Origin of the sequence: Paraburkholderia sp. RL17-347-BIC-D (genome assembly GCF_046027915.1) — a bacterium.
Lineage (GTDB): Bacteria > Pseudomonadota > Gammaproteobacteria > Burkholderiales > Burkholderiaceae > Paraburkholderia.
The window spans coordinates 103,127-126,009 of record NZ_JARESS010000005.1 but is presented as its reverse complement, the minus strand read 5'-3'; the positions used below and the strand labels follow the sequence as shown (position 1 = coordinate 126,009).

Annotated in this window: 15 protein-coding genes and 2 tRNA genes; 10 read left to right on the top strand and 7 right to left on the bottom strand. The window is 63.0% G+C overall.

The features are described 5' to 3' along the window. Nucleotides 1-12: 12 nt before the first annotated feature. Entirely contained in the window at nt 13-462 is a 450-nt protein-coding gene (locus P0D96_RS09365) for a MarR family winged helix-turn-helix transcriptional regulator (protein WP_132374698.1), read from the bottom strand. 62 nt (nt 463-524) lie between these two features. Then, nucleotides 525-1,670, bottom strand: coding sequence for a glycerate kinase (locus P0D96_RS09360; protein ID WP_408313122.1), 1,146 nt, complete (start codon nt 1,668-1,670; stop codon nt 525-527). Between the two features lie 568 nt (nt 1,671-2,238). Between P0D96_RS09360 and tig the strand changes: the two genes are divergently transcribed. From tig to P0D96_RS09320, 8 genes are all read left to right on the top strand, one after another. Continuing rightward, nucleotides 2,239-3,585, top strand: a complete 1,347-nt coding sequence (tig, locus tag P0D96_RS09355) for a trigger factor (RefSeq protein ID WP_132374696.1) — start codon at nt 2,239-2,241, stop codon at nt 3,583-3,585. A 191-nt stretch (nt 3,586-3,776) separates the two neighbouring features. Further along, nucleotides 3,777-4,430 carry an ATP-dependent Clp endopeptidase proteolytic subunit ClpP gene (clpP, locus tag P0D96_RS09350; RefSeq protein ID WP_007182010.1) on the top strand — a complete coding sequence of 218 codons (654 nt, stop codon included), beginning with the start codon at nt 3,777-3,779 and terminating at the stop codon, nt 4,428-4,430. Between the two features lie 183 nt (nt 4,431-4,613). Continuing rightward, entirely contained in the window at nt 4,614-5,885 is a 1,272-nt protein-coding gene (gene clpX / locus P0D96_RS09345) for an ATP-dependent Clp protease ATP-binding subunit ClpX (protein ID WP_007182009.1), read from the top strand. Between the two features lie 202 nt (nt 5,886-6,087). Continuing rightward, on the top strand, nt 6,088-8,511 hold the full coding sequence (gene lon / locus P0D96_RS09340; RefSeq protein WP_132374695.1) for an endopeptidase La: 2,424 nt from the start codon (nt 6,088-6,090) through the stop codon (nt 8,509-8,511). 342 nt (nt 8,512-8,853) lie between these two features. Next, on the top strand, nt 8,854-9,126 hold the full coding sequence (locus P0D96_RS09335; RefSeq protein ID WP_012432917.1) for an HU family DNA-binding protein: 273 nt from the start codon (nt 8,854-8,856) through the stop codon (nt 9,124-9,126). Between the two features lie 73 nt (nt 9,127-9,199). After that, a tRNA-Val gene (locus P0D96_RS09330) sits at nt 9,200-9,275 on the top strand. Nucleotides 9,276-9,324: 49 nt separating this feature from the next. Further along, nucleotides 9,325-9,401, top strand: a tRNA-Asp gene (locus P0D96_RS09325). Between the two features lie 86 nt (nt 9,402-9,487). Next, nucleotides 9,488-11,425, top strand: coding sequence for a SurA N-terminal domain-containing protein (locus tag P0D96_RS09320; protein ID WP_408313119.1), 1,938 nt, complete (start codon nt 9,488-9,490; stop codon nt 11,423-11,425). A gap of 93 nt (nt 11,426-11,518) precedes the next feature. On the opposite strand, the gene P0D96_RS09315 is transcribed toward P0D96_RS09320, so the two are convergent. Both P0D96_RS09315 and P0D96_RS09310 read right to left on the bottom strand, forming a co-directional pair. Then, complete coding sequence (locus tag P0D96_RS09315; RefSeq protein ID WP_132374693.1) at nt 11,519-11,860, bottom strand: hypothetical protein; 342 nt, start codon at nt 11,858-11,860, stop codon at nt 11,519-11,521. A 118-nt stretch (nt 11,861-11,978) separates the two neighbouring features. After that, nucleotides 11,979-12,650 (bottom strand): arylesterase, encoded by a 672-nt coding sequence (locus P0D96_RS09310; RefSeq protein ID WP_207915635.1) that lies wholly within the window; start codon nt 12,648-12,650, stop codon nt 11,979-11,981. Nucleotides 12,651-12,678: 28 nt separating this feature from the next. Here P0D96_RS09310 and P0D96_RS09305 point away from each other — a divergent pair, with 28 nt between their 5' ends. After that, nucleotides 12,679-13,365, top strand: a complete 687-nt coding sequence (locus P0D96_RS09305; RefSeq protein WP_106307454.1) for an ABC transporter ATP-binding protein — start codon at nt 12,679-12,681, stop codon at nt 13,363-13,365. A gap of 138 nt (nt 13,366-13,503) precedes the next feature. Here the strand turns inward: P0D96_RS09305 and pgi are convergent, their stop codons facing one another. The 3 genes from pgi to P0D96_RS09290 all read right to left on the bottom strand — a co-directional run bounded on the left by pgi (nt 13,504) and on the right by P0D96_RS09290 (nt 18,379). Then, entirely contained in the window at nt 13,504-15,126 is a 1,623-nt protein-coding gene (gene pgi / locus P0D96_RS09300; protein ID WP_408313116.1) for a glucose-6-phosphate isomerase, read from the bottom strand. Between the two features lie 247 nt (nt 15,127-15,373). Further along, nucleotides 15,374-16,963, bottom strand: a complete 1,590-nt coding sequence (locus tag P0D96_RS09295) for an NAD(P)H-hydrate dehydratase (protein WP_408313114.1) — start codon at nt 16,961-16,963, stop codon at nt 15,374-15,376. 117 nt (nt 16,964-17,080) lie between these two features. Continuing rightward, nucleotides 17,081-18,379 carry an FAD-dependent oxidoreductase gene (locus P0D96_RS09290; RefSeq protein WP_408313111.1) on the bottom strand — a complete coding sequence of 433 codons (1,299 nt, stop codon included), beginning with the start codon at nt 18,377-18,379 and terminating at the stop codon, nt 17,081-17,083. Nucleotides 18,380-18,761: 382 nt separating this feature from the next. On the opposite strand from P0D96_RS09290, the gene purL reads away from it, so the two are divergent. Continuing rightward, complete coding sequence (gene purL, locus P0D96_RS09285) at nt 18,762-22,841, top strand: phosphoribosylformylglycinamidine synthase (protein WP_408313108.1); 4,080 nt, start codon at nt 18,762-18,764, stop codon at nt 22,839-22,841. Nucleotides 22,842-22,883 lie beyond the last annotated feature (42 nt).

The following is a 22,883-nucleotide window of genomic DNA, read 5'->3' as shown; positions in this document are numbered from 1 at the left end:
GCGGCGCGCAGGTCACTCCTCGCGCGCCGTCATCGTGCCGATGATCTTGTCGAGCGCGTCGCCGAAGGCGAGCTTCTCCTGCTCGTCGAGACAGTCGAACATATCGCCGTTCCATTTGCGCGCGATCGGCATCACCTTCCGATACAGCGCGCGGCCCTCGGGAGTGAGCGACACCAGCACGACGCGGCCGTCTTCGGCGCTCGCCTCGCGTTTCACGAGTCCCTGCTTGATCAACGCCTCGGCGGCGCGGCTTGCCTGGCTTTTGTCGAGATTGGCATGCCTTGCCAGTTCCATGATCGAGAACGGCCCGAACGATCCCACCGACGCAATCACGCGCGCTTCAGGCAAGGTCACGCCGAGCTTGTTCTGATAGCGTTCGCTGATGCCGCGTTCGGCGAGTTTGTTGAGGACATGCAGACGGTACGTCAGGAACTGTTCGAGCCCGGCTTTGGCGTCCTTCATGGTCTTCCCGTAGTGTGTGAGCGGTCGCGGCGCTGTGATTGTTGCCGCAACCGTCTTGCCGGTCAACGCGTGCCGTATTTCAGGCGCGTCAACTGTTCGGCTTCGTCCGCCAAGAGGCGCGCCGCGTCGCGGATCGCGACTTCGAGCGTGATCGGTCCAGGCGCCGGCGAGAAGCAGCCGCTGAAATATTCGGCGAGGCGCGGCAAGGCAGCGGAGTCGACGCCACCTGAGAGGAGCGTGGCCGGCACGCCGGCAGCCTGTGCGTGACGGCAGGCGATGAAGGGTGCCTTGCCATGCAGCGTTTGCACATCGGAACGGCCTTCGCCGGTGATCAGCCAGTCCGCGCCTTCGAGCGCGGCGTCCAGCCCGATTTGTCGCGCGACGGTTTCCGCGCCCGGTTCGAACTGCGCGCCAAGCATATGCAGCGCGAAGCCGAGGCCACCGGCCGCGCCCGCGCCGGGCAGTTCGCGCGCCGTGCGGCCGAGCGCCGGTTCGAGCAGATCGGCGAAACGGGCCAGCGCTGCGTCGAGCGCGGCCACCTGGTCCGGTTTCACGCCCTTTTGCGGACCGAACACCGCGGTGGCGCCGTGATCGCCGGTAAGCGGATTGTCCACGTCCGACATGCCGACGAACTGCGTGTCGGCGAGACGCGCGTCGAGTTGCGACACGTCCACTCGCGCGAGACGGGCGAGTTGTTCCGGCGTGGCGTCGAGTTCATTGTCCTGGGCGTCGAACAGCTTGAGGCCGAGGCCGGCCAGAAGGCCCGCGCCACCGTCGTTCGTGCTGCTGCCGCCAAGCGCGACGAAAAAGCGCCGCACGCCGGCGTCCATCAGCGCGCGAATCGCTTCGCCCATGCCGCGCGTGCTGCGCGCCTCGACGGGCACGCCCATTCCCACCGGGTCCGTAATGCCGACGACCTCCGCCGTTTCGATGATCGCGCTGCCGTCGGCGAGCAGACCCGTGAGCGCGTCGCGCACCGGACCGGCCGCGCCGCGCACGCTCAGCGTGCGGCGTTCGCCGCCGCTCGTGAGCATGGCGTCGAGCGTGCCTTCGCCGCCGTCGGCCATCGGGCAGATGCGCACGTCCGCGTCAGGACGGGCGCGCTGGATGCCAGCTGCGATCGCTTGCGCGACCTGTTCCGCGCTGAGCGAGCCTTTGAAGGAATCGGGAGCAATGACGACGACGGGCGAGGACGGCGAATTCGGCATGGTGTCTCTGAATGGTTGGAATCGTTGCGAGGGCGGGTGAAATGTCGGGATGCGCGCGCAGCCCCGAGCGCGTCCATTAGCTTATCAGCATGGGCGCGCCGACTGAATATGTCGAATGGCATAGCCGGCATTGACAGCGTCAGCGCGCGCACGCGCGGCGCGTGCTTTTGCTTTGCTTTTGCGTTTGTCCGCGCCGGGTGATGGAAGCGAAGCTGTCGGGAAAAATTCGTGCAGACACGCGCGGCGTCATAGTGGCGCGGCACCCCTGCCGCACTGGAACAGTGCGCAAACGGGCCTGAAACAGCGCGGAAAGCGGCCGGAATCCGAGCAAAATCGCGATAAAAACGCGCCCATTCATCGAATCCCGGCTAGGCGCGCAAATAGTTTGCTAAAATATTCGGCTCTTTGGACCCAACCGTGCTGCCGGCGGCCTGCAAGCCCGCGGCGCAGGCGCGCAATCGAGGCGAAGCGATCAACACGCGACCAAAAACGCGAGATCGCGCGACATCGACAAGCGGCACGGAGAAGATAACTGATTCGCTCGAATAATTTTAGGACGATTGAAGCCATGGCTAACGTTGTTGAAAACCTCGGCAAGCTCGAACGCCGCGTAACGATTTCCCTGCCGAAGGACGCCGTGCAGAAGGAAGTGGACTCGCGTATCCGTCAACTCGCGAAGAACGTGCGCATGCCGGGTTTCCGCCCGGGCAAGGTGCCGCTCAAGATGGTGACGCAACAGTATTCGGGCCAGGTGGAAGCCGAAGTGCTGAGCGACAAGGTCGGCAAGGAATTTTTCGACATCAGCCGCGCCGAAAACCTGCGCGTCGCCGGTCAGCCGAGCTTCGCGCCGAAGGCCGAGGCCACTGAAGGCGACTACGCGTTCGACGCGACCTTCGAGGTGTATCCGGAAGTGAAGCTGGGCGACGTCGCCACGGCTGAAATCGAGCGCACCACGACCAGCATCAGCGAGGCTGAAATCGACCGCACGCTGGACATCCTGCGCAAGCAGCGCGTGCACTTCCACGCTCGCGGCGAAGCCGGCGAGCACGGTGACGGCGGCGGCGACACGGCAGCGAAAGAAGGCGATCGCGTGACGGTCGACTTCGTCGGCAAGATCGAAGGTGAAGTGTTCCAGGGCGGCAGCGCAGACGACTTCGCGTTCGTGCTGGGCGAAGGCCGCATGCTGCCGGAATTCGAAAAGGCAGCCACGGGCCTGAAGGTCGGCGAGTCGAAGGAATTCGATCTGGCGTTCCCTGAGGACTATCACGGCAAGGACGTCGCCGGTAAGACCGCGCAATTCACGATCGCGATGAAGAAGATCGAGTGGCCGCATCTGCCGGAAATCGACGCTGAATTCGCCAAGTCGCTCGGCATCGAAGACGGTGACCTGACCAAGATGCGCGCCGAGATCAAAGACAATCTCGAGCGCGAAGCGAAGCGCCGCACGCAAGCCATCGTCAAGAACCAGGTGATGGACGCGCTGCTGAAGATTTCCGAACTGGACGTGCCGAATGCACTGATCGAACAGGATCAGGAACGCCTCGTCGCGATGGCGCGTCAGGATCTGGAGCAACGCGGCGTGCCGAACGCCAAAGATGCGCCGATCCCGGCTGCCATGTTCAAGGAACAGGCTGAGCGCCGCGTCAAGCTGGGCCTCGTGCTGGCCGAGCTGGTCAAGGCCAACGAACTGCAAGCCAAGCCGGAGCAGATTCGCGCCGAAGTGGACGAGTTCGCGAAAAGCTACGAAGACCCGAAGGAAGTCGTCCGCTGGTATTATTCCAACCAGCAACGTCTTGCCGAAATGGAAGCGTACGTCGTTGAGGCCAACGTCGTCGATTTCGTCCTCAGCAAGGCCAAGGTGACGGACAAGGAAGTGAGCTTCGAAGAACTGGCAAGCGCAACGGCGCAAGCGTAAGCGTCGCTGCAACGGCGTGCCGGCTGTCGGAGCGACGGCCTGCACGCCGTTTTTTTGTGCTGTGAATGTGTATTGCGTTTTTGCTCGTGTTGCACGGCGCACGTGCACTGATCGCGCACTTGAATACGGGGTTGTCGACCACACCTGTCCAGCATCTAATAGTTAGAATATTTCAGACAAGGATCCACTGCATGACCTTTCGCGCTCAAATGCTGGACACGTTGACCTCCCAGTCGTCGCGGGATCTCGAAGCGCAGGCGCTCGGACTGGTGCCGATCGTCGTGGAAACGAGCGGCCGGGGCGAGCGCTCGTATGACATCTACTCCCGTCTGCTCAAGGAACGCATTGTGTTCCTGGTCGGTGAAGTGAACGACCAGACGGCCAATCTCGTCGTCGCGCAGATGCTGTTCCTCGAAAGCGAGAATCCGGACAAGGACATCAGTTTCTACATCAACAGCCCGGGTGGCTCGGTTTCCGCCGGCATGGCGATTTATGACACGATGCAGTTCATCAAGCCGGACGTCTCCACGCTGTGCATGGGTCTCGCAGCCAGCATGGGCGCATTCCTGCTGGCGGCCGGCGCGAAAGGCAAGCGTTTTGCTCTGCCGAATTCGCGCGTGATGATTCACCAGCCGCTCGGCGGCGCGCGTGGTCAGGCGTCGGACATCGAAATTCAGGCGCGCGAAATCCTGTATTTGAAGGAACGGCTGAATCATCTGCTCGCGCATCACACCGGCCAGCCGGTCGAGCGTATCGCGCGCGACACCGACCGTGACAACTTCATGTCCGGCGACGACGCGCAAGCTTACGGCCTCGTCGACCAGGTGGCGCACAAGCGTCCTTGAGATGGTGCGTTTTTGCCCCGAATTGGGGCAAAAACGTCGCCGGATCGGTTGTGAAATAATCAAATTTCGTCCGAGTGCCTGCGGCAAACGCCGTCACCTTGGCTCAAGCCCGGCCCCGCCCAAACTGCGAGGCCAGGGCAAACGGCGTATCATGTAATCGAGTGTCCGGAGGCTCACACATCTATGGCGGACAAGAAAGGTTCTAACAGCGAAAAGCTGTTGTATTGCTCGTTTTGCGGCAAGAGCCAGCATGAGGTCAAAAAACTGATTGCCGGCCCGTCGGTGTTCATCTGTGATGAATGTATCGACCTGTGCAACGAAATCATCCGTGATGAGGCTGCAGGTGCGGGCATCGAGGCGGGCTTGTCGAAGTCCGATCTACCGAGTCCGCAGGAAATCCGTGAAATCCTCGACCAGTATGTGATCGGTCAGGAACGCGCGAAGAAAATTCTCGCGGTCGCGGTGTACAACCACTACAAGCGTCTCAAGCATCTCGACAAGAAGGATGAGATCGAGCTGTCCAAGAGCAACATCCTGCTGATCGGCCCGACCGGTTCCGGCAAGACGCTGCTCGCGCAGACCCTCGCGCGCCTTCTGAACGTTCCGTTCGTGATTGCCGATGCAACCACGCTGACGGAAGCCGGCTATGTCGGTGAAGACGTCGAGAACATCATTCAGAAGCTGCTGCAAAACTGCAATTACGAAGTCGACAAGGCCCAGCGCGGCATTGTCTACATCGACGAAATCGATAAGATCAGCCGCAAGTCCGACAACCCGTCGATCACCCGCGATGTGTCGGGCGAAGGCGTGCAACAGGCTTTGCTGAAACTGGTCGAGGGTACGATGGCGTCGGTGCCGCCGCAAGGCGGCCGTAAGCACCCGAATCAGGACTTCATCCAGGTCGACACCACCAACATTCTGTTCATTTGCGGCGGCGCGTTTGACGGCCTCGAAAAGGTCATCGTCGATCGTACCGAGAAGACCGGTATTGGCTTCGGCGCAAGCGTGAAGAGCAAGCAGGATCGCGACGCCGGCGAAGTGCTGCGCGAAGTGGAACCGGAGGATCTGATCAAATTCGGCCTCATTCCCGAACTGATCGGCCGTCTGCCGGTGGTCGCCACGCTCGGCAAGCTCGACGAAGTGGCGTTGATGAAAATTCTCGTCGAACCGAAGAATGCACTGGTGAAGCAGTACCACAAGCTGTTCAACATGGAACGCGTCGAGCTCGAAATTCGCCCGGCCGCGTTGCAAGCTGTCGCGCGTAAGGCAATTCGTCGCAAGACGGGTGCGCGTGGTCTGCGCTCCATCCTGGAACAGGCGTTGCTTGATGTGATGTACGACCTGCCGCAAATGAAAGGCGTTAGCAAGGTCATCATCGACGACAACGTGATTGACGGCGACGGCAAACCGCTACTGATCTACGAAGACGCGCCCAAAGTGGCGGGTTCGAACTGATCGGCTTTCGGGTTCTGCAAAAAAAGCCGTTCATGGCAACGTGAACGGCTTTTTTCGTTTATCGTGTGGTCAGGCTGGTTGTTTTCACTATGGAGTCACTGAACCTTCGGAGTCACTGAACTTTTCCCACACGCGGAGGCTTGCAATCTTTTCTGCTGGCCTCACCTATCGAACGAACTGATTCCACTCATGGGGAAATGAAATGTCAGGAACCCAACTCCTTCCGCCGGAACGCATTACGCTCCCGCTGCTCCCGCTGCGTGACGTAGTCGTCTTCCCGCACATGGTGATTCCGCTCTTCGTAGGCCGCCCGAAGTCGATCAAGGCTCTCGAAGCAGCGATGGAAGGCGGCAAGCACATCATGCTCGTTGCCCAGAAGACGGCTGCGAAAGATGAGCCGACCGAAAAGGACATGTACGAAGTAGGGTGTGTCGCCAACATCCTGCAAATGCTGAAGCTGCCCGATGGCACCGTGAAGGTGCTCGTCGAAGGCTTGCAGCGCGCGAAAACGCTTTCCATCGAAGAACAGGAAACGCAGTTCTCGTGCGAAGTCATGCCGCTCGAACCTGACCACGCCGACAGCGCTGAAACTGAAGCGCTGCGCCGCGCGATCGTGTCGCAGTTTGACCAGTATGTGAAGCTGAACAAGAAGATCCCGCCGGAGATCCTGACGTCGCTGTCGGGTATCGACGAAGCCGGGCGTCTGGCCGACACGATCGCGGCGCACTTGCCGCTCAAGCTCGACCAGAAGCAGCACATCCTCGAAATGTTCCCGGTCATCGAGCGACTCGAGCATCTGCTCGCGCAACTCGAAGCCGAGATCGACATCCTGCAGGTCGAAAAGCGCATCCGTGGGCGTGTGAAACGCCAGATGGAGAAGAGTCAGCGCGAGTACTACCTGAACGAACAGGTCAAGGCGATCCAGAAGGAACTCGGCGAAGGCGAAGAAGGTGCGGACCTCGAAGAACTCGAGAAGCGCATCACGGCTGCCCGCATGCCGAAGGAAGCCAAGAAGAAGGCCGACGCCGAGCTGAAAAAGCTCAAGCTGATGTCGCCGATGTCGGCTGAAGCGACCGTCGTGCGCAACTACATCGACACGCTGATCGGCTTGCCATGGCGCAAGAAGAGCAAGGTCAACAACGACCTCTCGAATGCGGAACGTGTGCTCGACGAGGACCATTTCGGTCTCGAGAAAGTGAAGGAACGCATTCTCGAGTATCTCGCGGTCCAGCAACGTGTCGACAAGGTCAAAGCGCCGATCCTGTGCCTCGTTGGGCCTCCGGGTGTCGGTAAGACGTCGCTGGGTCAGTCGATCGCTCGCGCCACGAACCGCAAGTTCGTGCGTATGGCGCTCGGCGGCGTGCGCGACGAAGCCGAGATTCGCGGTCACCGTCGTACGTACATCGGTTCGATGCCCGGCAAGATTCTGCAAAGCCTGACCAAGGTCGGCGTGCGCAATCCGCTCTTCCTGCTCGACGAAGTCGACAAGATGGGTCAGGACTTCCGCGGCGATCCGTCGTCGGCTTTGCTGGAAGTGCTCGATCCGGAACAGAACCATACGTTCGCTGATCACTACGTCGAAGTCGACTTCGATCTCTCGGACGTGATGTTCGTCGCGACGTCGAACTCGCTGAACATTCCGCCGCCGTTGCTCGACCGGATGGAAGTGATCCGTCTGTCGGGTTACACGGAAGACGAGAAGGTCAGCATTGCGCAACGTTATCTTTTGCCCAAGCAGAAGAAGAACAACGGCCTCAAGGAAGGCGAGGTCGATGTGACGGAAACCGCGATCCGCGACATCATTCGTTACTACACGCGTGAAGCGGGCGTGCGTTCGCTCGAGCGTGAAATTTCGAAGATCTGCCGCAAGGTCGTGAAGATGCTTCTGCTGAAGAAGGCGGAAGGCGCGGTGAAGGTCGACGGCAGCAACCTCGATACGTTCCTCGGCGTGCGCAAGTACGACTTCGGTCTGGCTGCGAAGGAAAATCAGGTTGGCCAGGTTACGGGTCTCGCATGGACGGAAGTGGGCGGCGATCTGCTGACCATCGAAGCTGCGGTGATGCCGGGCAAGGGCAATGTGATCCGCACGGGTTCGCTCGGCGACGTGATGAAGGAATCGGTCGAGGCAGCACGCTCGGTGGTTCGTTCGCGTTCGCGCCGTCTCGGTGTCAAGGACGAAGCATTCGAGAAGCAGGACATTCACATTCACGTGCCGGAAGGCGCGACGCCGAAAGACGGTCCGTCTGCCGGTATCGCGATGACGACCGCGCTGGTGTCGGTGTTGACCGGAATTCCGGTACGCGCCGATGTCGCGATGACGGGCGAAATCACGTTGCGTGGCGAAGTTCTGCCGATCGGCGGCTTGAAGGAAAAACTGCTGGCGGCGCATCGCGGCGGTATCAAGCTGGTGCTGATTCCGGAAGAGAACGTCAAGGACTTGACGGAGATTCCGGACAACGTGAAGAACGCAATCGAAATCGTGCCGGTCCGTTGGATCGACAAGGTGCTCGAACTGGCGCTCGAACGTGTGCCGGCGGCGTTGCCGGAAGAAGAGCCGAAGCCTGCTGCGCCGGTCGCAGCGGAGCCGGGCAAAGACGCCGCAGCGACGGAAGTCGTGAAGCACTAAGATAGTCAGTAACGAAGCTGTGTGCTTGAAGAAAACCCGCGGTCACGGCCGCGGGTTTTTTTATGGCCGCGCGACTTGCGTCAAGCGTCGCGCGAGGTGCGTTTTCCCACCTATTGAGCAAAGCTGCGGTGCGCTTGCCGACTGGTTGCATGCGCATCGATTTGCGGCAACATCTTGTTATAGGAAGCCCCCTCGAAAACCACCCAAATCAGGCTCAACCCCGCTTGACACAAGGGTTTCGGCCAATTCTAATGATTGCGCCCGGCGTTGCCCGCCGGCCGCGTGATGCTAGGCGCTAAGAGAGTGCCGTCACGATTGCCATAAACATTCTCGGGGGTTGGAATGAACAAGACGGAATTGATCGATCACGTTGCACAGCAAGCCGACATTTCGAAGGCAGCAGCAGGCCGTGCACTCGACGCTGTGATCGATGGTGTCAAAGGTACGTTGAAGAAGGGTGGTTCGGTGACGCTGGTCGGTTTCGGCACCTTCGCGGTTGGCAAGCGTACCGCGCGCACCGGGCGCAATCCGCGCACCGGCGCTGCCATCAAAATCAAGGCGGCCAAGGTTCCTAAATTTAGGCCTGGCAAAGCTCTGAAGGATGCGCTAAACTAATGGGCTCGCTGCTTGAGGAACGTCGGTTGACGAGAATCGGGCGGCAGACAGAAGAAGCACTGAATCGAGAAACGGGTGCTTAGCTCAGTTGGTAGAGCGGCGCCCTTACAAGGCGTAGGTCGGGAGTTCGAGCCTCTCAGCACCCACCAGTTTCAGATTCGTTTAAGTGTTTCAGCGCAGCGCAGTTGTGCTGCATAAGGAGTGGTAGTTCAGTCGGTTAGAATACCGGCCTGTCACGCCGGGGGTCGCGGGTTCGAGTCCCGTCCACTCCGCCAGTATCCTCGAAAGGCGAACTCCGGTTCGCCTTTTTTATTGCCCGCTGTTGTAAGATCGGGCGTTCTGTTTTTGGCACTCCTCACGCATGCTCGATTTTTTCCGCAATCACAAACGCCTGATGATGTTCATGCTCATCCTCGTCATTGTGCCGGGGTTGGGTTTTGTGGGTATTCAGGGCTTCCGCGGCTTCTTTGACGAAAGTGCAAACGTCGCGAGCGTCAACGGTCACAAGATCACGCGCGCTGAATACGACGACGCGATGCGTCAGCAACTCGACCGCGCCCGTCAGATGCTCGGCGCGCAGTTCGACATGAAGTCGTTCGACACGCCGGAACGCCGCGCTCAGATGCTCGATGGTTTGATCGAGCAACGCGTGCTGGCCGATGAAACACAGCGCCTGCATCTGACCGCGTCTGACGACGCCGTGCGCCGTGTGTTGATGAACGATCCGGTGATCTCGTCGCTGAAGAATCCTGACGGCACGGTCGACGTCGAACGCTACAAGCAGTTGCTCGCCATGCAGGGCATGACGCCCGACCAGTACGACGAACGCGTGCGCTACAGCATTGCCACGCAGCAGTTGCCGGCCAGCATTCAGGGCAGCGCGTTCACGTCGAAAACGCTGGCTCAGCATTTGACTGAACTCGCGGAACAACAGCGCGAAGTGCAGGGCATTGCGTTTCATCCGCGCGATTACGCCGCGAAGGTGCAGCCCACCGACGCGCAGCTGCAAGCGTATTACGACGCGCATCGCAACGAATTCGCTACGCCCGCGACGGCCACGATCCAGTATCTCGTGATGTCGCCGGCCACGCTCGCCGCTTCCGCGCAGCCTACCGACGCCGATCTGAAGAAGTACTACGACGACAACATCGCGCACTACCGCACCGACGGCCAGGTGCGTGCGAGCCACATCCTGATCGCGGCGCCGAAAGACGCGAGCGCGGCTGACAAGGCCAAGGCCAAGCAGAAGGCCGAAGAGTTGCTCGCGCAGATCAAGGCGCATCCGGACCAGTTCGCGCAGATCGCGCAGCAGAATTCGCAGGATCCGGGTTCGGCGTCGAAGGGCGGCGATCTCGGTTACTTCGGCCGCGGCATGATCGCGGGCGGCCAGGCGTTCGACGACGCCGTGTTCGCGCTGAAGAAAGACGAAGTCAGCGGCATCGTGCAAACCGACTTCGGCTATCACATCGTCAAGGTGACGGATGTGAAGCCGGCGGTCACGAAGCCGTTCGACGAAGTCAAGGATCAGATCTCGAAAGACCTGAAGACGCAGTTGGCCAGCAAGGCGTTCACCGACGATTCGGAAGGCTTCACGTCGATCGTCTACGAAAAGGCGAAGAGCCTGCAGCCCGCTGCCGACAAGTACAAGCTGCAATTGCAGACCGCCACGGTCACGCCACAGCCGGATCCGAAGCTCGCGCCTGACAGTCCGCTGAACAACGCGAAGTTCCTCGCCGCGGTGTTCGCTAGCGACGCCACGACGGCACGCAACAACACGCAGGCCATCGACGTCGGCGGCAACACGTTGATCGCGGCGCGCGTGACCGACTACAAGGCCGCGGCGGTGCCGGCGCTCGACGCCGTCAAGGACGCCGTGCGTCAGAAGGTGATCGCCGTTCAGTCGGATGAAGCGGCTCACAAGGACGGCGTGGCCAAACTGGCCGAGTTCGAAAAGTCGAAGGCGACCACGGGCTTCTCGTCGCCGTTGAAGGTGTCGCGCAACGACGCGCAAGGCGTGCCGCCGGCCGCATTGAGTGCAATCTACAAGGCGGACGCGCAAAAATTGCCGGCCTATGTCGGCGTGGATCTCGGCGACGACGGCTATGCAATCTATCGCGTGAACGCGGTGGTGGCCGGTAACACGGTCGATCCGCAACGTCTGGCCGCAGCGCAGCAACAGATCGCACAGGTCGATGCGCAGTCCGAAGCAGAGGCCTACGTCGAAGCGCTGCGTGCGCGTTCGAAGGTGAAATTCTACGGCTCGCTCGACAGCAGCAATGCCCAGGCGAGCGGCGAATAACACCGCACAAACACAAAAAAGCCCCGCAATTGCGGGGCTTTTCATTTGACGAGTGCAAGCTCGTCAAACGGTTTGCTGCGGCACGCTGCGGTATTACAGGCAGCCGCTGATTGCACCTGTGGCGTCGCTGCCCGCAGCGCCATTCGCGCGGAAGCCGACCCACGTACCTTTGCCGGTGTACGACGGGCGTACGACAGCGGCGGCGCCATTAGGCGGCTGCTGACCCGGAACATAGACATCCATGGCTTGATCGTTAGCCAGCGTGTCTTGCGACACGACTTGTTGTTGCGAGCTGTCTGCCCACTTCTGCGCGATACAGGTAGCGACAGCCTTCGGCGGTTGCTGGCTTTGACCAACGGACTGAACGCCAGCGGGTGGTTGAGCGGCGCAGGCAGAAATTGCCACGGTCAAAGCGATTAACGGTAAATATTTCACGTTATCTCCTCAAAAGTCGCTCAAAATCGAGCCGGTTACGCGGGATTACGAAAGTGTCAGAGAGAACTTACCGATCCGCGTTCCCGCAGTTCTGGAAACAAGTTGTTAGCAGGCTTTTTCAGTGCGGCGAACTTGTGCGAAGGAGTGGCTTGACTGCGGGCCACACGTTGTTGAGTAGCACTGGCTGTGCCTGCTGGGTCGGATGAATCTGATCGGCCTGGAACATGTCCGGTTTGTCGGCAATGCCGGCGAGCAGAAACGGCACGAGCGGCACACGCAACTGCCTGGACAGTTCGCCGTACAAGCCGTGGAACTTTTGCGTGTAGTCCGGGCCGTAGTTAGGCGGCACATACATGCCCACCAGTACGACCTTCGCGTGACCTTGCTGAGCCTGCTCGATGATCGTGCGCAGGTTGTCTTCGGTGGTGGAGAGCGGCACGCCGCGCAATGCGTCATTGGCGCCGAGTTCGACGATCACGATGCTCGGCTTCAGGCGCTGCATGAGCGCGGGCAAGCGGGCTCGTCCGCCGCTCGTGGTGTCGCCGCTGATGCTCGCATTGGCGACGCTATAATCGATTCGCTCGTCGGTGAGGCGCTGGCGCATCAAGGCGACCCAGCCCGTGTCGCGGGGCAGGCCGTATTCGGCGGAGATGCTGTCGCCGAGCACGACGATCACCGGCTTGGCCGGTTCGGGCGCGTTGGCGGCCCGGGCCGCGAGGCTCACTGAAAACAGGGTAGCGGCCACGGCAACGCCGCATGCCGTTGTCAGCGCCGTGGCGCGAGACGTCATGGCACGCACTTTCAACCTACGCTTCACCATGCTAAACAAAACTGATCCAGTCATTGAAGTGCGGGGTTTGTGCAAGAAGGTTAAGGATGCAACGGGCGAACTGACGATTCTCGACGACATCGATCTTGCTATCGATGCCGGCAGCAGTGTGGCAATCGTCGGTGCATCCGGGTCGGGCAAGTCTACGCTGCTCGGCTTGCTCGCAGGATTGGACAGCGCGAGCTCGGGCTCGGTTCGGTTGCTCGGCCGCGAACTCGGTGAACTGAACGAAGACGAGCGCGCCGCATTGCGCAGCGGCTCCGTCGGCTTCGTGTTCCAGTCGTTTCAATTGATGCCTCATTTGACGGCGCTCGAAAACGTCACCTTGCCGCTGGAACTGCAAGGCGGCATTGGCACCCGCGAAGCCGCAACGCGTGCGCGCGGCTTGCTGGAGCAGGTGGGTCTCGGCAAGCGCACCAGTCATTATCCGAAGCTGCTGTCGGGCGGCGAGCAGCAACGTGTGGCGCTCGCGCGCGCGTTCGTCACACACCCGGCGATCCTCTTCGCCGATGAGCCGACCGGCAGTCTCGATGCCGCCACCGGTCACGCGGTGATCGATCTGATGTTCGAGATGAACCGCGCGAACGGCGCTACGTTGATTCTCGTCACGCACGACATCGAACTGGCGCGCCGCTGCGACACGACGGTGACGATCGAGGCAGGACGTCTCGCCTGAGCGGGCGTCGTTACAAAAGCAAAAGCGGGCCGCAAGGGCCCGCTTTTTTCATTCCGGCTCACTTCGTCAGCAGGCGAATTCGCCAACCACCTCAGCATAAAACTTAAGCGGCGCGGCGACGTACCGCGCCGCTCACCATTACTTCTTCAACGCCGCGCGCGCCCGCGCGATCAATGCGGACGTCGACGAGTCGTGCTTCTTCTCATCGACGCTCGGCGCCGTCAGGTCGGCCTCGACCACCTTGCCGAGAATCTTGCCCAACTCCACGCCCCACTGATCGAATGAATTGATGTTCCACACCGACCCCTGCACCAGCACCTTGTGCTCGTACAGCGCGATCAATGCGCCGAGGGAACGTGCGGTGAGCGCGTCGACCAGCAGCGTGCTGGTCGGACGGTTGCCCGGAAATACCAGATGCGGTGCGAGTTCAGGCTTGTCCGCACCGGCCACTTTCTTCGCTTCTTCGAGCGTGCGGCCGAGCATCAGCGCTTCACTTTGCGCGAAGCAATTGGCGAGCAGCTTAGGATGATGGCTGACGAGCGGATGCTCCGGCGTCAACACAGCGATGAAGTCGATCGGCACGATCGTCGGACCCTGATGCAGCATCTGGAAGAAAGCGTGCTGACCGTTCGTGCCCGGTTCGCCCCACGTCACTGCGGCGGTCGGGTAGTCGACCATCGCGCCGTCCAGACGCGCGGACTTGCCGTTGCTTTCCATCTCGAGCTGTTGCAGATACGAGGGCAGGAAATGCAGTGCTTCGGAATACGGCGCAACCAGGTAGCTTTGCGAGCCGAAGAAGTTGCGATACCAGATGCCGATCATGCCGAGCAGAACCGGCAGATTTTTTTCGAGCGGTGCGTCGCGGAAATGCTGGTCCATCTCGTTGGCGCCGGCGAGCAGTTCGTCGAACTGCTTCGGTCCGATCGCAATCATGATCGACAGACCGACTGCCGACCACAGCGAATAGCGGCCGCCGACCCAGTCCCACATCTCGAACACGTTCTCTTTCGCGATGCCGAACTTGACCACTTCCGCAGGATTGGCCGACACGCCGACGAAGTGCTTCGCCAGCGCGCTTTCCGGGCAGCCTTTCTCGATGAACCAGTCGCGCAGCGAGCGCGCGTTGGTCATGGTTTCGAGCGTGGTGAAGGTCTTGGAGACGATGATCGCGAGCGTCTCTTCAGGATCGATCTGCTGCATCACGTTGTACAGATCGGCGCCGTCGACGTTCGACACGAAGTGCGTGGTGATCTCCGGCGTGGCCAGATGATACAGCGCGTGCACGACCATCTTCGGCCCGAGATCCGAGCCGCCGATGCCGATGTTCACGACATAGCGGATACGCTTGCCGGTATAGCCTTTCCACTCGCCGCTGCGCACCTGGTCGGCGAACGCGGCCATCTTGGCGCGCTCGGCCAGCACCTGAGCGTAGAACGGCGCTTTCGGATCGGTGGCGCGCAGGGCGGTGTGCAGCACGGCGCGGCCTTCCGTCGGGTTGACGATTTCACCGGCGAACATGGCGTCGCGGCGTTTCTCGACGCCGGCTTCGCGCGCGAGTTGCACGAGCAGCTTCAGCGTCTCTTCGGTGATGCGGTTCTTCGAGAAATCGGCCGCGAGACCGCCGCCCGCGAACGCAAAGCGCTCAGCACGGGTGGGGGCGGGATCGTTCTCGGGGGCGAACCAGTCGCGCATATGTGCATCGCGAATCTTTTCGTAATGCGTTTGCAGCGAGGACCAGGAGGGGAGCGAGTTCTGGGTCATAGCGTCCGTCTAACCAAGTGGCACGAAGAAAGGCGCGCGCGTGAAGCGCTGCCGAGGATGATGCAACGATGCTGTTAGAGCGATGCCGCGCGGCCGGGTTCGCCATGGGTGGCGGGGAAAGTTCGCCGTTACCCGTGGTGGCTCCGACGCGCGGCGCAGTCAGTCAGTATAACGGCGTTGCGTGACGGGCGGCAGCGGTTTGGGGCGTCGATCCATAGGTTGGGACGGACAGTTTCAGCACTTCACCTCAGCACTCCGCCGCCGGGTAGAACAAACGGTTCAGCAAGGTTCGCACCATCGGCGCCAGTTCGCCCGCCGTCAGGCCGGCGGGACCGTGGCCTTGCGCGCTCAGCGTGTCGGCGGCGAGACCGTGCAGATAGACGCCCGCGAGCGCCGCTTCGTAACGCGGCAGATGCTGCGCGAGCAGCGCGCCGATGATGCCGCCGAGCACGTCGCCGGTGCCGCCCGTCGCGAGCGCGGCGTTGCCGGTCGGATTGATCGCGAGGCGGCCGTCCGGCGCCGCGATGACGGTGCCGGTGCCTTTGAGCACCACCACGGCGGCATAGCGCGCGGCGAGCGAGCGCGCCGCAGTGAGGCGGTCGCGCTGCACGCCCGGCGCGTCGGTGCCGAGCAAACGCGCGGCTTCGAGCGGGTGCGGCGTGAGGATGCACGGATCGCCTTGCACGCCGCGCGCGGTGACGTCGGCGGCGAGCGCGGAGTCCTTCGAGATCAGGTTCAGCGCGTCCGCGTCGAACAGCTTGGGCACGTCGAGTTGCAGCACGTCGTGCATCACGCGCGTGGCGCGCTCGCGATGACCCATGCCGCAGCCGACGGCGAGCGCGTCCATCTGGTCGAGCGGCAGATCGTCGATGGCATGCAGCATGAGTTCGGGATGCGGCGGGTCGTAGGGCGGCGCGCCTTCGCCCAGCAACGCGACGTGCACCTTGCCCGCGCCGGTGTACAGCGCCGCGCGCGAGGCGAGGATCGGCGCGCCGCACATGCCGGTTTCGCCGCCGACCACGGCGAGGCTGCCGAAGCTGCCCTTGTTGGTCGCGAAATCGCGCGCGGGCAGGAAGGCGGCGAAGAGCTCGGGCGCGTTCAACTGCACGGCCGTGCGGCCGCTAGTGTCGACGCCGATCGGCGCGACCGTGACCGCGCCGGCAAGATCACGCCCTTGCGCGGTGAAGAGCCCGGGTTTGGCGCCGATGAAGGTGACCGTATGGGTGGCATGGACGGCGGCGCCGTCGCCGTTGCCCACAACCGTGCCGGTGTCGCTGTCGAGGCCGCTCGGCACGTCGAGGGCCAGCACGCCGCCTTTGCGCGGCCGCGTTTTGGCCCGTTGCGAAAGCTGCCGGGCGACGGCCGCGAACACGCCTTCGAGCGGACGCGTGAGGCCGATGCCGAACATGCCGTCCACCAGCCACCGGTAGCCGTCCAGCGACGCGGGCGGCGTGCTGCTGATCGCGACGCCGGCCGCGCGGGCCGTGTCGAGAGCCCAGCGCGCGTCTTCCGGCTTGACCTCGACCGGCATGCACAGTTCGACGGCGATGCCGGCTTGGTGCAGTTCCGTCGCGAGAATCAGCGCGTCGCCGCCGTTGTTGCCCGGTCCAGCGATGAGCCACACCTTCTGCCTGGATTTCTCGACCGAGGTATCGCGGGTGATCTGCTCGCGCAGGAAGCTCGCGGCGGATTTCCCGGCGCGTGACATCAGCGTGTGTTTCGGCAGGGCGGCCGCCGCCTGGGATTCGGCGATCCGCAGGTCGGTGAGCGTCAGGAGCGGCAGCGCCCGATTGAGGGGGCTGATGAGCGTCGGCGGCGTGTTGTCAACTTCTGTCATAGCGAGGCTTGGCGGTTCGCCTGGTGGCAGGCGAAAAAGCTTGGGGAATCGCTATGGTAGTGCCGATGGGCGCCCGGCGGGCGCCTCTTGCGGCCCGCTCGCGCGCGGGCCGGCGATTTACCTGAACCGATCCGGACGTAGGGCGGCCAGCGTGTCCGCGGGGACGTCCGGCGTGCCGCCGGAAATCAGGTCGGCAACCAGTTTGCCCGACCCGCAGGCTAGACCCCAGCCGGCGGGGCCGTGGCCCACATTGACGAAAAGCCGCGGATGCAGTGCGTTGCCGATCACCGGCAAGCCGTCCGGCGACAGCAGTTTGACGCCTTCCCAAGGCAAGGCCACCGAGATTCGCGCGGCGCCTGGAATCCAGTCGTGCGTGGCCTGGCCGAGCAGGGCGAGGGCTTCTTTCGTCACCGCTTCGCCCAATGGCTTGTCGATCTGGCCGGCGCTTTGCAAGACCGCGCCGCCCGCGATCCGCAGCCGATGGTTCATGCGGCTGATCGCGATCCGCTTCACCGCGTCGACGATCGCGACGTGCGGCGCGCATTCCTCATGCGCGATCGGTGCAACCAGCGTGTGCAGGCGCAGCGGATGCAATGGCAGCCGCAAGCCGAGTCGTTCGAGCAGCGGCAGGCTGCCGTGGCCGGCCGCCACGACCACCGCGTCGGCGTGGATCACATCCACTTCGCGCGAACGGGAGGTCGCACCCGGCTGCGGCGCCAGTTCCACCGAGGCGCGCTGGCCTTCCAGGCGGATCGACGAAACTTCGCAGCCCAGCATGAATTGCACGCCGCCTTGCGTATCCAGCGTCTGCTTGATCAGCTTGGTGAACAGCGGCGCATTGGCCGTGCGCTCCTGGTCGAACAGCACGCCGCCCGCGAATTCCGGCTCGGTGCGCACGGAGTGCTCGAACGCGGCGCATTGTTCGGGTGTGAACTCGTGGTGCGGCACTTCGAAAAGCTGGAGCAGGTCGCGCCCGGGCCGCATCTGCTGCCACTCCTGTTCGGAGCGCACCAGATAGAGCACGCCGCTGGTCTGTTCGAACTCGAGGCCGAAGCGCGCCTCCATGTCCGCCATGGTTTCGCGCGACAGTTCGATCAGCGGTCGCAGCAGTCCGTATTGATGGCCGAACGCGTCGGGTTCCTGCAACTCGGCGAGCTGCTTGACGAACTGGCGCGCCGATCCGTTGAAGCCGGTCTTGTTGACGACGCCGTTTTTGGCGTTTTGACGGCTCGCCATGAAAGTCGGGCCGAACCAGACGTCGAGCGGGGTCGGCAGGACGGTGCCGCCGTGTCCATAGGTTGCGCCCTGCGCGACCGTGGCGTGGCGCTCGACGACGCATACCCGATGGCCGGCCGCGCGCAGTTGATAAGCGGTGGCGACGCCCACAATCCCGCCGCCGATGACGATGACATCCATGTTCTGATTCGAGTTGCCGACGGGACGCCGAAGCGGCGCATTCCCGTTGAGCGTGACATGCGGCGCGCTGCCCGGCCTGCTCAGGCCGCTCGCGCCGATCTGGTGAAAGGGCGAATGATAGCAGTCAAACCGCTGGCGCGGCCACGCGGGTGCAACGCCGGAGCGCCGCCGCCGTGTGTGCCGCGGGCGAGCCCGAGTCCGGCCGAAACGTGGCCGGGATCCGCACCGAACCGCCGCGGAACCATCTCGAAACCCGCCCGACGCCGCACCGCCAAGCCCGCTGGAAGCCTCTTCCCGGGGTATAATCTCGGACTTCCTTTCCGCCTCACGTCGCCTTCACGCGCGACTCATCGGCATCATTGAGCGACGCAACGTCAAGTCCATGGCCCACTTCTCGTGTTTCCCCGGCGCTTCGGCCCTTTCCGATTTCCGTCAAACCCGCCTGCTCGAAACGCTTACGCGCATCGATCCGAACATCACCGGTGTGCGCGGGCAATATCTGCACTTCGTCAACGCCCAGACACCGCTCTCCGCTGAAGACAACGCGAAGATCGAAGCGCTGATGCACTACGGCGATCCGCTCGAAGAAACCAAAGAGCGCGGCACGGCCGAGACCTTCCTCGTGGTGCCGCGTTTCGGCACGGTGTCGCCATGGGCCAGCAAGGCAACGGATATCGCGCATCTGTGTGGCCTCACGCAGGTGCGCCGCATCGAGCGCGGCGTCGAGTACACGGTCACGCTGAAAAGCGGCCTGCTGGGCGGCAAGAAGGCGCTCACCGACGAAGCTCGCGCGGCCGTCGCGGCGGCCCTGCACGACCGTATGACGGAAAGCGTGTCACCGTCGCGCGACCACGCGCTGCATCTGTTCGACGAACTGCCGGCCAAGCCGCTGCAAACCGTCGACGTATTGAACAACGGCCGCGGCGCGCTGGAAACGGCGAACACGGAACTGGGCCTCGCGCTCGCCGACGACGAAATCGACTACCTGGTCGACGCCTTCACGAAACTCGGCCGCAACCCGACCGACGTCGAACTGATGATGTTCGCGCAGGCCAACAGCGAACATTGCCGTCACAAGATTTTCAACGCGGACTGGACCATCGACGGCGAGAAACAGGACATCTCGCTCTTCAACATGATCCGCAATACCGAGAAGCTAAATCCGCAAGGCACGATCGTCGCGTATTCGGACAACTCGGCGATCATGGCGGGCGGCATGGCCGAGCGCTGGTTCCCGCGCACGCCGGCCGACCCCGGCGCGATGCCGGAGCACTATCGCCGCAGCAATGAACTCACGCACACCTTGATGAAGGTGGAAACGCACAACCATCCGACCGCGATCTCGCCGTTCCCGGGCGCCGCGACCGGCGCGGGCGGTGAAATTCGCGACGAAGGCGCGACCGGCCGTGGCGCGCGTCCCAAGGCGGGGCTGGCGGGCTTCACGGTGTCGAACCTGGAACTGCCGGACGGCGTCGAGACATGGGAAAACGCGCGCGACGCCGCGCAGCCTCTCGCGCACCGCAATCCGGACGACAAGCACGAAGCGTACGGCCGGCCCGACCGGATCGCCTCGCCGCTGCAGATCATGATCGACGGCCCGCTCGGCGGCGCCGCGTTCAACAACGAATTCGGCCGGCCCAACCTGGGCGGTTATTTCCGTGCGTACGAGCAGAACGTCGCGGGACTGGTGCGCGGTTATCACAAGCCGATCATGATCGCCGGCGGTATCGGCAATATCTCGGACCAACATACGCATAAGCACGATCTGCCGGAAGGGTCGCTCTTGATCCAGATCGGCGGTCCGGGCATGCGCATCGGCATGGGCGGCGGCGCCGCGAGCTCGATGGCGACCGGCACCAACACCGCTGAACTCGACTTCGATTCGGTTCAGCGCGGCAACCCGGAAATCGAACGCCGTGCGCAGGAAGTGATCAATGCGTGCTGGCAACTCGGCGAGAAGAACCCGATTCTGAGCATCCATGACGTCGGCGCGGGCGGTCTCTCGAACGCCTTCCCGGAAGTGGTCGACGGCGCCGGTAAGGGCGCGCGCTTCGATCTGCGCAAGATTCAACTGGAAGAGAGCGGTCTGTCGCCGCGCGAAATCTGGTCGAACGAAGCGCAAGAACGCTACGTGCTGGCCATCGCGCCGGCCGATCTGCCGGCGTTCGCCGCCATGTGCGAGCGCGAGCGCTGCCCGTTCGCGGTGATCGGCACGGCCACGGCCGAGCGTCAACTCAAGCTGATCGACTCCGAACTGAACGACGACACCGCGCATGAGCCGGTCGACATGCCGATGGAAGTGCTGCTCGGCAAGGCGCCGCGCATGCACCGCGACGTCAAGCGCGTCGAGCAGAAGCTCGAACCGGTGGATGTCACCGGCCTCGCGCTGTCGGATGTGGCGGTCAGCGTGCTGCGTCATCCCACAGTGGCGAGCAAGTCGTTCCTGATCACGATCGGCGACCGCTCGGTGGGCGGCACAACCGCGCGTGACCAGATGGTCGGCCCGTGGCAAGTGCCGGTGGCCGACGTCGCGATCACCACCATGGACTATGCGGGCTTTACCGGCGAAGCCATGACAATGGCCGAGCGCACGCCGCTTGCCGTGATCGACGCGCCGGCTTCGGGCCGCATGGCGGTTGGCGAGGCGGTCACGAATATCGCGGCGGCGCCGATCGCGTCGCTCGACAAGCTCAAGCTGTCGGCCAACTGGATGGCCGCGTGCGGCGCAGCGGGCGAAGACGCCGCGCTCTACGACACGGTCAAGGCGATCGGCATGGAGTTGTGCCCGGCACTCGGCATCAGCATTCCGGTCGGCAAGGATTCGCTGTCCATGCGCACCAAGTGGGAAGACCGCGGCGTCGCGAAGGAAGTGGTCGCGCCGGTCTCGCTGATCATCTCGGCGTTCGCGCCGGTCGAAGACGTGCGCCGCCACCTCACGCCGCAACTGCGCCGCACCAGCGACGTGGGCGAGTCCGTGCTGATCGCGATCGACCTTGGCCGCGGCAAGCATCGCCTGGGCGGCAGTATTCTCGCGCAGGTCACGCAGCAGGTCGGCGACACGGTGCCGGACGTGGACGATCCGGAAGACCTCAAGCGTTTCTTCGCCGCGATCCAGGCGCTGAACCAGGACGGCAAGCTGCTCGCTTACCACGACCGTTCCGACGGCGGCCTGTGGGCGACGGTGTGCGAAATGGCGTTCGCGGGGCACGTGGGCGTGTCGTTGAACGTCGACATGCTGGTGCTCGATCCCACCCATGAATCCGATTACGGCGACGCCAAAGATTGGGCGAAGCAGACCAGCGGCCGCCGTGAAGACCGCACGATTCGCGCGCTCTTCAACGAAGAACTCGGCGCCGTCGTTCAGGTGCGTGCGTCCGAGCGCGACGCGGTGCTGGCTGCATTGCGCGAACATGGCTTGTCGGCGTGCGCGCATGTGATCGGCAAGCTCAACGAGCGCGACACGATCGAAATCTATCGCGACGCCAAGAAGATTTATGAAGCGCCGCGCACCGAATTGCATCGTACGTGGAGCGAAGTGAGCTGGCGTATCGCGCGTCTGCGCGACAACCCCGCTTGCGCCGACGCCGAATACGACGCGCTCTCCGACGCGGCCGATCCGGGCATCACGCCGGTGCTGAGCTTCGATCCGGCTGAAGACGTCGCCGCGCCGTTCATTGGCAAGAGTGCGCGTCCGCGCGTCGCGATCCTGCGCGAGCAGGGCGTGAATTCGCACCTCGAAACGGCCTATGCATTCGACCGCGCCGGCTTCGACGCGCACGACGTGCACATGAGCGACCTGCTGGCCGGCCGCGCGAATCTCGCCGATTTCGCCGGCGCGGTGGCGTGCGGCGGCTTCTCTTATGGCGACACGCTGGGCGCTGGTGAAGGCTGGGCGAAGGCGATCCGCTTCAACGCGCAACTGGCCGATATGTTCGCCGCGTTCTTCGGCCGCGAAGACACGTTCGCCCTCGGTATCTGCAACGGTTGCCAGATGATGAGCAGCCTCGCCTCGATGATTCCGGGCGCCGAAGCGTGGCCGAAGTTCACGCGCAACAAGTCGGAGAAATTCGAAGCGCGCTTCTCGCTGGTCGAAGTGCAGGCTTCGCCGTCGATCTTCTTCAACGGCATGGAAGGCTCGCGCATTCCAGTGGCGATCGCGCACGGCGAAGGCTACGCGGACTTCTCGCAGCAAGGCGATGCGTCGAAGGTCGCGGTGGCGATGCGTTATGTCGATCACCGTGGTCAGGCGACCGAGCAGTATCCGTTCAACCCGAACGGTTCGCCGAACGGCATCACGTCGGTAACGACGCCGGACGGTCGCTTCACGGTGCTGATGCCACATACGGAGCGCGTGCATCGCGCTGTGCAGATGAGCTGGCATCCGGAAGGCTGGGGCGAGGGCGCCACGGACGCAAGCCCGTGGATGCGGGTGTTCCAGAACGCGCGCCGCTGGTTGGGCTGATGATGTAAGACAGGCTGCCGTGTAGTTGGCACGGCAGCCTGC